The sequence below is a fragment of the Ferrovum myxofaciens genome, assembly GCF_000735045.1.
In the GTDB taxonomy this organism is placed as follows: Bacteria; Pseudomonadota; Gammaproteobacteria; order Burkholderiales; family Ferrovaceae; genus Ferrovum; species Ferrovum myxofaciens.
The window spans coordinates 15,411-28,301 of record NZ_JPOQ01000002.1; the positions used below are offsets into that span (position 1 = coordinate 15,411).

Annotated in this window: 7 protein-coding genes; 1 reads left to right on the forward strand and 6 read right to left on the reverse strand. The window is 52.9% G+C overall.

Annotated elements, in window-relative coordinates:
* The first annotated feature begins 139 nt into the window (after positions 1 to 139).
* Positions 140 to 1,948 carry a cation:proton antiporter gene (locus IV91_RS0100395; RefSeq protein ID WP_051861757.1) on the forward strand — a complete coding sequence of 603 codons (1,809 nt, stop codon included), beginning with the start codon at positions 140 to 142 and terminating at the stop codon, positions 1,946 to 1,948.
* A 13-nt stretch (positions 1,949 to 1,961) separates the two neighbouring features.
* On the opposite strand, the gene IV91_RS0100400 is transcribed toward IV91_RS0100395, so the two are convergent.
* The 6 genes from IV91_RS0100400 to IV91_RS19630 form a co-directional block, all read right to left on the reverse strand.
* Positions 1,962 to 2,231 carry a YqjK family protein gene (locus IV91_RS0100400; protein ID WP_031595128.1) on the reverse strand — a complete coding sequence of 90 codons (270 nt, stop codon included), beginning with the start codon at positions 2,229 to 2,231 and terminating at the stop codon, positions 1,962 to 1,964.
* Positions 2,231 to 2,620, reverse strand: a complete 390-nt coding sequence (locus IV91_RS0100405; RefSeq protein ID WP_031595129.1) for a phage holin family protein — start codon at positions 2,618 to 2,620, stop codon at positions 2,231 to 2,233. Before IV91_RS0100405 ends, IV91_RS0100400 begins: the two co-directional genes overlap by 1 nt.
* A gap of 12 nt (positions 2,621 to 2,632) precedes the next feature.
* Positions 2,633 to 2,947, reverse strand: a complete 315-nt coding sequence (locus IV91_RS0100410; RefSeq protein WP_031595131.1) for an ElaB/YgaM/YqjD family protein — start codon at positions 2,945 to 2,947, stop codon at positions 2,633 to 2,635.
* A 116-nt stretch (positions 2,948 to 3,063) separates the two neighbouring features.
* On the reverse strand, positions 3,064 to 3,210 hold the full coding sequence (locus IV91_RS19625) for a lmo0937 family membrane protein (RefSeq protein WP_150112328.1): 147 nt from the start codon (positions 3,208 to 3,210) through the stop codon (positions 3,064 to 3,066).
* Between the two features lie 226 nt (positions 3,211 to 3,436).
* Positions 3,437 to 12,112 (reverse strand): GH36-type glycosyl hydrolase domain-containing protein, encoded by an 8,676-nt coding sequence (locus IV91_RS0100420; RefSeq protein ID WP_084189806.1) that lies wholly within the window; start codon positions 12,110 to 12,112, stop codon positions 3,437 to 3,439.
* Between the two features lie 316 nt (positions 12,113 to 12,428).
* Entirely contained in the window at positions 12,429 to 12,881 is a 453-nt protein-coding gene (locus IV91_RS19630) for an N-acyl amino acid synthase FeeM domain-containing protein (protein ID WP_411463574.1), read from the reverse strand.
* Between the last annotated feature and the right edge of the window lie 10 nt (positions 12,882 to 12,891).

The window sequence follows — 12,891 nt, forward strand, 5'->3', positions numbered from 1 at the left end:
GCTGTACGCTGTCATAAAGGATGAGCGAAATGAGCGAAGCGAAGAAGAGGAAAGTTCACACCCCCGAGTTCAAGGCGAAGGTAGGCCTTGATGCGGTGCGGCGTCTTTCAGAGTTTCGGTCGGCGCCAACACACCATCAATGAACGTCAACTTTGGCGTTGTTTTCCTCATTGCCAGTCTGTTATTCCTCGGTCTTCTCAGCCAGTGGATCGCTTGGCGGATCAAATTACCCGCCATTCTTTTTTTGTTGATACTGGGCATTCTGCTTGGACCCATTCTCGGCTGGCTACGACCAGATGCGATTTTTGGACCACTGCTCTTCCCCGCCGTCTCTCTGTGCGTGGCCATTATCCTCTTTGAGGGTGCCCTATCGCTGCGTTTGAGCGAACTCCGTGGTCTCGGCACGGTCATCCAGCGCCTATTGATCTTGGGCGTATTCAGCACTTGGACAATTATCAGTATCGCTACCCACTGGCTTGCGCATTTCCCTTGGCCCATGGCTGTTCTCTTTGGTGCGGTCACCGTAGTTTCCGGCCCCACAGTCATTGCGCCCATCCTGCGTAGCGTCCGCCCGAACGCCAAGATTGCCAAGGTATTACGCTGGGAAAGCATCCTCATCGATCCCATTGGGGTACTCCTCAGTGTGATCGTATTCGAAGCGCTGGTAGCCCACAATTCCGCCACCGCATCCCTGGGGGAGGCCAGCTTGAACTTTCTGCGCATCGTGGCAGCGGGTACCACCCTAGGGGTGGCAGGTGGCTTCACTCTGGGATGGGTACTACGACGCCGGGTAGTACCAGACTATCTGCACCCCTTCCTCGTCTTGGCAAGCGTGCTCATGATTTTTGCCTTGTCCGATGTCTTGGTCAAAGATTCTGGCCTGCTGGCGGTCACCCTCATCGGAATGGTGCTCGCCAACATGCGTGACGTACCCTTGGACAATATCCTGGATTTCAAGGAAAGCCTCTCCATCCTGCTGATCTCCCTGCTCTTCATCATTCTGGCGGCACGTTTGAATCTCACGGAGATTCGTGCGGTGCTGGGGCCCGGACTCGGTCTGCTCGTGGTCATCCAAGTCGTCGCACAACCCATCAAGGTCGCCCTCGCCTCCTGGGGATCGGAGTTGCATTGGCGGGAACGGGTCCTCGTCGCCTGGATCGCACCGCGCGGCATCGTTGCTGCGGCCACTGCGGCGGTGCTCGGACAAACCTTGCAGGCGGTCCACTATCCCCATGCTTCGCTCTTCGTTCCCCTGACCTTCGCGCTCATTATCGCCAGCGTCCTTCTGCCCAGCCTCACGGCCAGACCTTTGGCCAAATTACTGAATGTGGACGAGAAAGAACCACAGAGCATCCTCATCATTGGTGCCAATTCTGTCGCTCAGATCATTGCCAAAACCTTGGATCAGGCGGGCTTTGCCTGCCTGTTATTGGATAATGACTTCGCTCAAATCCGTAAAGCACGCGCAACAGGCATCAACACTTTTTATGCCCATCCTGTTTCCGTGCAAGCAGATCGTTATCTCGATTTACTCGACTTTGGCTACATGCTCGGCCTGGCCGAAGATCACTCCCTCAACATCATTGCAAGTATGCGTTATAAACCAGAGTTTGGCCTGGACCATGTCTTTATCCTGACCGACGAAAACGCCATGGTTGGGCGCGACCGACAGCAGGTGGCAGCACCCTACCGAGGAAGTTATCTTTTTGGGGGAGATGTGACCTACTCACGACTCTCCCAACTTTTGGATAACGGCTGGAAAATCCATACCACTCTCCTGAGCGAAAACTTTTCCTGGGAGTCTTACCAGGAACAACACAAGGCCGGCTTCCTACCCCTCTTCATGATCACTGGGGAGCATATTTTGCGCGTACTACATGCCGATGAGACTATTGCTCCGGTGAGCGGTGATCGAATTCTGGCATTGATCGCACCCTCTGCAACTTAACCCTGTCTTTAAATCACAGTAGGTTACGGATGGCCAGCCACGTTACCAAGCCCTGTCTCAAATATTTTCCAAGGGGGTTAGAACGAAACGCCGAAAGCAGAACGCCGCCGACTATCAAAACAGGGTGCTTCTTGACAAAATACAGAACGGACAGCCCCTGATCAGCCAGCGTCAAAGGTACAAGCCACGGCTTGACATTCTGCGTCAATATCCTGCGTTGCACTATCGCCTGGGCAACCAGGCTTTCGCGACGTTTTTCCAGTCTGGCTAATTTATCATGCATCAACGAATATCAACCTGTTGTCGATCTTTGAACAACTCCGACAAACTTGCTGAAAATGGCTTTGGCTTTACCTTCGCTTTGCGCCAAGCTGCGCCCCAAGCCATCATGCCAGCCACTAGAAAAAATCCGGAAAAAAGGCCCAACACAAGGAGACGATGTGTATCCCAGAAAGCGATTACAAGCAGGATCGTTGCCAGAACCACTCCAACCCCGAGGAGAAACAGTGCCATCAGGATCAAAATCAGTTGCGCCAGAAAATACTCTCGTTCCTCTTCCAGTTCTGTGGACAACAAATCCAGGCGCGTATGTGCGACTGCAATCAGCGTTGTTACAAGAACTTTCAGGGAAGTAAACAGCCCGGCGCGTGCGCCGGATGTCTTTTCAGTCATGACGCGCCCTGTTTAGCGACGACCAATGAGCAAGCCGATCAACAGGCCAATACCGGCAGAAACGCCGATGGCGCTCCAAGGATTATCGTGAACGTAAGCGTCCGTTGCATCAGTGGCCGTTTTGGTTTTGGCAAGCAGTAGATCCTGCGTCCCAGACATCTTGGCTTTCATCATTCTGAATGACTCTTCAGCCTTGGCGCGAACCTCAGCCAGTTTTTCGCCACCCTGATTGGCAGAAACTTTCAGCAACGCTTCGGCATCCGCTAATACCACCATGAAATCAGCAATCAGTTGCTCCTTGGTGACTTCATCGGATAATTTTTTCATGCTTTTCTCTGGTTCCAACTCTATCGTGTTCATGGTGAATTCCTATTCTTTTATGGCCAAAAAATTCAAAGCCCTGACCCGCAGTGTGCTGAAGGAAAAAATCAACAGGAGCCACACTACAGGCGACGACCCTGAACAACGCGTATCAATATCACCACAATCGCCACGACCAGGAGAATGTGTATGAACCCGCCCATGGTATACGAGGAAACTATACCCAGTAACCAGAGGACAATCAAGATGACTGCAACAGTTTCGAGCATTTTTTCTACTCCAGACCAGATGACAAATTGAAACTCCTCGGCCTGCCCACTAACTCGGGCAGATTCACACTCCAAAAACCTGGGTACGACTTACTGCATGTCGTATGATTGTCGCTCTTGGGTCAAAAAAACTCTGTGCGGTAACGCACGCCTTGATCAATGCGGTTTTTTTTCGAAACGGTTGTGCCCCAGAGGGTAAATGCAGGCAGATATGCCCATCCTTGCTTCAGTTGGATAAAGAGGTCAAAGCCATTATTTCCACCAGATGATCGCAATGATCATCAACCATGGAAATGATTCCGTCCCCTTGATCGACACCATCTAACGTCACCTTCACCCCGGTACTCGATGGATCATCATTGGCACGCATTTGCGATACAGTGATGTGATAGACAGTCTCGCGATACCGGTAGTGCATCTTGAAGGACTGCCAACCTGCGGGCATGCGAGGAGAAAAACTCAACGTGTCCCCCTTGACCCTGAGACCCAGCAAGGATTCCACAACCAGCCGATACATCCAGCCTGCTGAACCCGTATACCAACTCCATCCCCCACGACCGGTATGGGGTGTACTGGCATAAACATCCGCGGCGATGACGTAGGGTTCCGCTTTATAGACCGCGTTTTTTTCGGCTGAGTTCGTATGGTTTATCGGGTTGATCATGGTCAACAACTCCCATGCACGCTTGACATCACCCAATTCGGCAAAGGCCATGGCAGCCCAGACGGCCCCATGGGTGTACTGCCCCCCGTTTTCTCTCACTCCGGGGGTGTACCCACGAATATATCCCGGATTCAGGTTCGACTTGTCGAAAGGTGGGTCAAGCAATTGAATGAGTGCGTCAGAGCGCCGTAGGAGCCGTTCGTCCAGGGCATTCATGGCTTTTCTGGAACGAATTGGGTCCCCTGCCCCGGACAGCACGGACCAACTTTGAGAAATCGAATCGATCTGGCATTCCTCATTGCTCCCGGATCCTAGAGGAGTACCATCGTCAAAGTAAGCACGCAAGTACCATTCTCCATCCCAACCCTGCTCATCAATACTGACGCTCAGCCGAACTCGCGTCTCCCGGCATAGGTCTGCAAATGCGGAGTCCCCATACGCCTCTGCTATTGCAGCAAACTGCCTGAGCACTTCACACTGAAAAAACCCCAACCAGATACTTTCGCCCTTGCCATGTATTCCCACCAGATTCATGCCGTCGTTCCAATCGCCGGAACCGATCAGAGGCAATCCGTGTTCGCCGAAATTCATTCCCCGCCGGATGGCCCGGACACAGTGCTGATAAAGGCTGGCCACATCGGTGGACTGCCCAGGCAAGTCGTAGTAGGAATCGTCTTCGGGTCCGATGGATCGACCTTCCAGGAAAGGCACTAGTTCATCCAGCACACCCCGGTCTCCCGTACTCGTCACATAACGGCAGACCGCCAAAGGGAGCCAGAGATAATCGTCCGAGCAATGGGTACGCACCCCTCGACCGGATGGTGGATGCCACCAGTGCTGTACATCTCCTTCCTCGAACTGATGACTCGCGCATAAAAGTAAATGTTCGCGCACCAACTCTGGTTCGGCATGAACGAGCGCCATCACATCCTGTAATTGGTCGCGAAAACCAAAGGCACCCCCCGATTGGTAGTAACCGCTACGAGCCCAAAGACGGCAAGCCAATGTCTGGTAGACCAACCAGCCATTGACGAGTATATTCAGGGATGCATCAGGCGTTTCGACTTGTACCGCACCCAATGTGTGGTTCCAGTGGTGCCACACCCCTTCGAGCACACTGCGTGCAGCCAAATCACCGCGAAACCGCTGCACGAGTTGGTCAGCCTCCTCGACATTACGACCAACCCCAAGTCGGAACACGATATCACGCTGTTGTCCGTCGGCCAGATCGAAATTCACCTGAAGCGCGGCGCAAGGATCCAGAGCAGCCCCCACTTTGCCTGAAAGGCCTGACCGATGCATGGCTGCAGGATTTTTCAGTGAACCATTGCGTCCAATGAATTCCATGCGGTTACCAGTTACTCCGCGCGCAGCGTCATCCACATCAAAGAAGGCTACACGGTCGGCAAACTCTGTGTTGTAGGGGTTGCGCGCATATAGTGCGCCGTTCCGTACATTGATTTCAGTGGCAACATGCATGGCCGATTTTTCACGAAGATCTCCCAGCACCCACTCGACATAGCCAGTGGCCGAGAGTTTGCGCGTACGGCCTGATTCATTTCTCACTTTCAATACGGAAAACTTGACGGAAGAGTCCATCGCCACGTAAACCCACAACTCCGAGTAAATCCCGCCCGATCTATGTTCGAAAACACTGTAACCAAATCCATGGCGGACAACATAAGGTGCCGATGCACGAACAGGGAGCGGGGTGGGTGACCAGAAATATCCGGATTCTTCGTCACGAAGATAAAGCGCTTCTCCGCTCAAATCACCCACCGGGTCGTTGTACCACGGTGTCAAACGAAATTCATGCGCGTTTTCACTCCAGGTATAAGCAACCCCGCTTTCCGACAGGACCGTTCCAAAATATGGGTTGGCCAGAACATTCGCCCAGGGTGCGGGCGTCACTGCGCCAGACTCAAGCACAATGACATATTCATGTCCGTCCGGAGTAAAACCTCCCAATCCATTGAACAGAGTCAGATCCGTGCGCGGCATCACAATATCGGGAGAAATATCGGGATCCTGCAGACGTGTCGGCTTGAACCTAGGCATGCGCGGTACCACAAGGCTGCGACGACCAAGTTGTTCCGCCAGCGTTCCTTGTCCATCCGTGAGGATGATGCGCGCAACCGACTGAAGCAGAATACGGTCCTCACTGGATATCTGTTCTGCTGTCCTCACGAATATGCCCCCTGGCCGATCGATCACAGCGGCTTCGATGCCCGATGCGATCAGTCCCATGATCTGTTCCTGCAATCGTTGACGGTACCCCAGATGATCTTCATTCCAGATCACCATGTCCACCGCCAGACCTTTCATGCGCCAATAAGCATGGCCTTGCACAAGTTGGCGCACAAGATCGATATTGGCCTCGTCTCCGATCTGTAGCAGGACGATTGGCAAATCTCCGGAGATGGCATAACCCCACAGACCTGACTGACCACGACGATTCCTGATGATTACGGCCGCATCGATACGCAAGGAAGCATTGGCGTAGAGGATGGAACCAGCCAGTCTTGCATAGAGTTGAGCATCAGCATCGGTGGCATTCAGTTGCCGCAATACCACTTGACTGTGAGGCCAGGTCAGGTCAAAGACACGATCGGAGAGGTACCGATCCTGGTACTTATCGATCAAATTCAAGACCATATCCCGGTTGTCACCAATGCCGGATACCATATCCACGGTAACTGACTGTTCGGGATCGAGCATGATGCGATAACGGATGGCCACGATCGGATCCAGCACCGAGCCATCGGTACCTGAGAGCGCTGCTGAATTGCTGCTCATGGCCAAAGGATTGACGACGCTTCTTGCGCGCCCAATGAAGCGCAGGCGATCAGTTTCGTAGGACACTTCGATGATCTTTGCGCCATAGGCAGTCATCAAATGAAACATCCAGTGTGTCTGTTCAGTAAGAGAACGGGGACGACGCGTGCACAGGATCGCATGACGTTCCCGCAAGATTTCCGTCTGCACGAACAAATTACTGAAGGCTGGATGGAGCGTATCCGCAGCCGGTGAAGCGATCACCACTTCGCCATAACTGGTGATCTCTATTTCCTTGCTTTGTCGCGACCGGTTGATGATGCGGGTCCGGCGTAATTCGATATCATCTTCCGGTGAGACAACGATCTCGGTATGCGTTTCGAAATCGCCGTCGTCCACCCCGATAAAATCACGACGACGAAACTCGGCGCGGCCTTCGGAGAAAATCGCTTCATAACTCTTGGGACGCTTGAGCGTCGGTTGATACGCCGTCGACCAGAATACCCCGCTCGCCACTGCGCGGATGTAGCAGAACAAACCCCAATTGTCGCAGGTGCTGTCTTCACGCCAACGCAGAACAGCAATGTCTTTCCAGCGACTGTAACCACCGCCAGCACTGGTAATCATCACATGGTAACGACCATTGGATAGCAACTGAACCTCGGGTACCGGCGTGTCAGGCGTTCCGTAGACACGAACCGGCATCTCCGTGGCAACCGACACCGAACGAGCACCTAATAGTTGCGTCGTATGTGAAAACAACCCCGTGGCCTTGGGAATTCGCTCCTGGAGTAGGGGCATAACCGCCTGAAACATCCGCTCCGATTCAAACCTCCGCTGCATCGGCCGGTCCAGAATCAGATAGGCCAAAGAGAGCAAACTCATTCCCTGATGGTGGGCCATGAAGGATCTGACCACCGTACCGGCTTGTCCACGTAGTTGCCGTGCCGGCGTGTAATCTATTGCCTCAAAGAAACCGAACCGCCCGATCAGCCTTTCGGTCGAGAGAAGTTGCAGATTCACGCACGCCTCCTCAGGTGCAACCATCAGCGCCAACATCGAGGCGTAAGGAGCGATGACCGTATCCTCGGCCAGTCCACGCTTTAGCCCCAGGCCAGGTATGCCGAAGGCACGGTATTGATAATTGAGGTGCACATCCACCGTGTTGTAGCACGATTCCGACATACCCCAAGGCACGCCGAGTTGCCTTCCATACTCGATCTGACTGCTCACTGCCGCCTTGCAGGTCTGATCGAGCAAGGTATTATCATAGGTGGGCATGACCAGGAGCGGCATCAGGTACTCGAACATCGAACCGCTCCACGACAAGAGAACCGGTTCCCCTCCGGCAGCAGTCAGTAGACGCCCCAGAGAAAACCAGACTTCTTGCGGTAGTTGCCCTTGTGCAATGGCCACGAAACAGCACAAACGCACCTCGGAAGCCAGCAGATCGTAGTGACCCGGGTCCACCCGCCGCTCACTCACATTATAGCCAATGGTCAATAAATGGCGCCTCCTGTCGAACAGGAATTCATACTCCATGCGGGCTAGATCTTCGGATTGAAAGATCAGGGATTCGATGGTAGCCATCCTGTTTCTGGCACGCAGGCTCCCTTTGCCAATCTGCCGTTGTAAGTCGGTGAGCCAATCGTGCTGGGAAGGAGTGAGTCCCTCATTGAGCCAAAACTCGATAACCGAACGCAGATCTTCGTCCAACCGTGCCAGTTCACGTAATGTCGGAATTCTATCCAGATCTGCAAACGCTTCCAACCCACCCGGTACTTCCGGCAGCAAAACCCACGGAATGAGATGGTTCAACTCATCCAGGATTGCGCGGATTTGACGGGTCAGGGCCTGCCCCCACCAGGACGATTCGCTCTCTCCCTCGGTATCGACCTCGGCTCCCTTGACGAGCATGAAAACACCAGCCTCCAACCGCAATAGATACGCGCGCAGTTCCCCAGTAGTGTTGGGTGGTGCAGCGGCCAGAGTTTCCAGTTCATTCCGCAACTCTGCCATCAGATCCGCAGAATTCCCATTCATCGTATCCAAAAAAATCATCAGGGTATCTTGCAGACCATCCAACAATTTCATTCCAAAAACTCTGTCATCCGCAAGAACGCGCAAACCTGCACGCAACGTCAGCAAATGGCCAGCCAGATTTCCGCTATCCACCGTCGATACGTACAAGGGCAGCAGCGGTTGTAGAGTCAACGTGTCATACCAGTTGTAGAAGTGCCCTCGATAACGCTGCAAACCTTCCATCGTACGCAGGGTATCGTTCGTGCGTTCGATCAGTTTTCCAGCCGAAATATATCCGAAATCATAGGCGGACAGATTGGCTAATAGCGCCAACCCGATATTGGTCGGTGATGTGCGATGAGCCACCGAGACAGGACGATACTCCTGAAAGTTGTCGGGAGGGAGCCAATGGTCTTCCTCCCCCACAAAGTGGTCAAAAAAGGCCCAGGTCTTGCGTGCAAGCATGCGCAGGAAAAGCATTTGTTCATTCGTCAAGGCGGCCTTGCGACGTGCCAGAGGAAGGCTTATCCACCAAGCAATGACGGGCGAGATGCTCCACAAGAATAAAATCGGCCCTGCCGGCACCAGCACTGCAGGGGTCGATGCGATCAAGGTAATCGCCGCTGAAACGGCAACCACGGGGGAAATCCACATCTCCCGGAAGCAGGAAATGAGATCACTGTGCTCCTGTTTATCCAACTTTTGATCGACTTCAAAGGAGGGATTCCATTCCAGCAGTCGTCTGTGTGTCACCAAGATCCGCCAAGTCGTGCGCCCAATGGCATCCAAACTGAAAAACGCTTCATAGGGGAGGCACGTAAGCTCAAATCCGGCTTGCATAAAACGTCGAGTAACCGAGCGAGTAACTGCCCTGAGATGCTGCCTCAACAACACCTCTTCTGGTTTGCGAAACAGGTCGAAGACCGAAGAAAAAAATATAGGAATCAATAAACTACCCAGAACTGACAAGGTCCACAACCAGGCCCACGGCAGTAGCATCCACCCCAACAACAACAGCAATACCAATGCCGGAGGGACGAGGCTACGCCGAAGATTGTCGAACAATTTCCATTGCGACAATCGAGATAGCCTATTCTTTCGATTGCAACGGGTGTCACCCGCCCGGTTTTTGGGCACATAGCGCAGCAGCCATCCCGCAATCTGCCAATCTCCGCGTATCCAGCGGTGACGGCGACTTACATCGGCGCTGTAACGCAATGGATAACTTTCATACAACTGTACATCGCTCAATAACCCTGCCCGCGCATAACACCCTTCAAGAAGATCGTGGCTGAGGATACGATTCTCCGGAAAGCGTCCACTGAGTGCGCGCTCGAAAACATCGACCTCGTATATACCTTTGCCGATGAACGAACCCTCTCCGAAAAGGTCTTGATAGACGTCGGAAACGACGCGGGTGTAGGGGTCAATCCCGGGTTCACCTCCGTACAGTCGGGCGTAATGTGATCGGTTCACTCCGGGAATGCTGATCGCCACACGCGGTTGCAGAATGCCGTAGCCTTCCGTCACGCGCTGTTTTTTTTCATCATAGTGAGCATGGTTGAGCGGATGCGCCATCGTTGCAACAAACTGGCATGCAGCATCGCGCGGTAACTGTGTATCTGCATCGAGAGTTATGACAAACTTCACACCGGACAGAATCGAGACATCCCCGACGACGAGTGAAAAAGTATCCCCGGAAACACCCGACTCGCTACTGCGCAGCAGAACATTCAAGTCCGCAAGTTTGCCACGCTTGCGTTCGTAACCCATCCAGATCCGTTCCTGCGGGTTCCATCGTCTCGGACGATGGAACAGAAAGAAAATATTGCTCTTGGTTCCATCACCGACACTGCTGTATTTTTCATTTAGTTCGATTATTCGCGTATGTACCCGTTGTACCAGGGAACTGTCTTCCGGGAGAAATTCCTGTGGTGCATCACAATAATCCGTCAATAGGCCAAAATGCAGGTGATCATCGCGGTTTGCTAAAAATCTGACTTCCAGTGCTTCAACCAGTTTCTCGATATCCTGAACGCTCGTCAGGAGTGAAGGAACTACCACCAACGTTCGGAAGCCCGGAGGGATTCCTTTGGAGAAGTCCATTTTTGGCAACCCTTCGGGCTTTACCCGTAATGTTGCCAGCCAGTTCATCAAGGCCACGGACAGTTGGCTGGAAACCAGCAGCAATAGAATACAGAGGGGCGCCAGCATCCAAGCCGGCATTCCATTGGCAACTGCTTGAAATGACAAGATCCCCGTGAGTGTCATTGCGATCAGAGCGATGCCGCCCAGATAGAGGCACAAGGGGTGCCGACGCACCGCTCTCGTGAAGGTTTCAAATCTGGAGAAGCGAACTTCGGCCGCACGCTCCAACTTCGGCACTCCCTTGTCGATCAGATAAAAGCCGACATGCCGCGCACGCTCAACAAGCGTGGATACACTACTGGTGCGCGCCAAATCGATGGCTATGGAAGCCACCTCCCTTTCCGTGCGACGACCTTTCTTCGCTATCCTTTCTGTTGCGTGGCGATAACGATCACGGGTGGAGAAATCCATCCTGCTGTAGACACCGTCAGGGTCCTCACGAAGGATCTGCTCAACGACACTCATGTTCTCCACAAATTCTTGCCAGTCCATCGCAACCAGAACCCGTAGACTGCCGATACAATTGCTGATGGAAACCTGATCGCCAGCTTGCTGCTGGTTTTCCGACTGTACCAACTGATCGATGGTCTGTCCTGATTCGGAGAGACTCTGGTCAATCCAGGTCAGGGGCAAAGCCAGAGCTGGCCCTCGTCCACGCAATCGGCGTGCAAGTTCCGAGACAAACGGACTGACCATGGGTGGGTTTGAACGTGCCATGTCGGAAATCACGAGAATCAGACTTTTCGGATCCTTCTCTGCGGTCTCCGTCATCTTGTCCGCCCAGGAATCAGCCCTGTCTCGCTCATGCCACCGTGCGGCGATCCGTATGCTGACCCGACGGAGATTTTCGATGACTGCCAATCGCAGCATGATCGGGATAGCCCACAACTCACCCAATTTGAGGTCCGTAACGGTCTGGTAGGAGGTCACGAAATTACAGAGACTTTCCGTATCAACCCGACCATCACCATGCCCAATGAGCTCGAGAGCAATGGCATATACCCGCGGGTACCCAGCCGATGGGCCGGATGCCAGGCAGGGAAGTTCCTGACTGTACCCCTTCGGCAGGTGTCTCTTGGCTGTTCTGATCTGTTCTTCGATGAGATGGAAATTGTCGAGTAACCATTCCCCGGCTGGCGTAATACGGCGCTTCGATGTTACCGCCCCCGTCAGCAAGTTGCACACGCCAACCAGCGCGCTCTCGTTTTCCGTCAGCCGGGCCAGAAGTTGATCCGATCCATACCCCGAAGCCAAACGGTGCGATGCTGCACAAGTTTTTCCATGCTGCGCCATCTGCTCTGCGCTAAATAATTCTGAGCGCAACGGAAGTTCTTCATCAGACAAAATGTCTGACCAGTTATTACCGTGAACGGGCGTTCTCCACCGAAAATAATTTTTGATGAATTTACCTCAACCACGCCAACGTAAACTTGTCAATCCAAACCCCACGAAGCCCAAGCCCCAACAGTGGCAGTGTAGGACCGATAATATTTTTTTGAGCTTTCATCAATACACCCCTAATAAATTTTAATTGGTTGTATATCCGCACAATTACTACGTTGCTCCTGTGCAATTAGATTCTGCCACTGACCGAAAGATCTTGCTACGATCATGATTCTCTATTAGATTTTCCGTCACCCAACCCAGCGCCATCTGTCCTGAAAAACGCCGTTAGGGGGGTCCTACCAACTCTCAAGGGGGGGGTTATGGCATTATTAAATTCCCCTATTTCCAGGGATCTGGGTAGGGTCAAGGCATGGCTGTTAGAAAAGAAATGCGGCGCATGGAACTTGTCGTGCAGTGTACTCCTGATGAATGCCGACTTTACCCTATCTTCAAGATGGGTAAAGTCGGCATTCATCAGGACTGACGGTGCGCCTACCCGAGAGCAATGTCTCGTGGGGCCGATAGGGTGTAATCCAAGTTTTTTTTCGTAGTATTTTGCATGACGTGGATTGACTTCTAAAACTCCCATTGAACAGTTGCACTTGGTACGAAGGTACAAATAGGCGATATAAAATAACTCGGGCAGTATATGTCGGTTGCAGGCGTCTGAGTTGATGGCAAGGCGT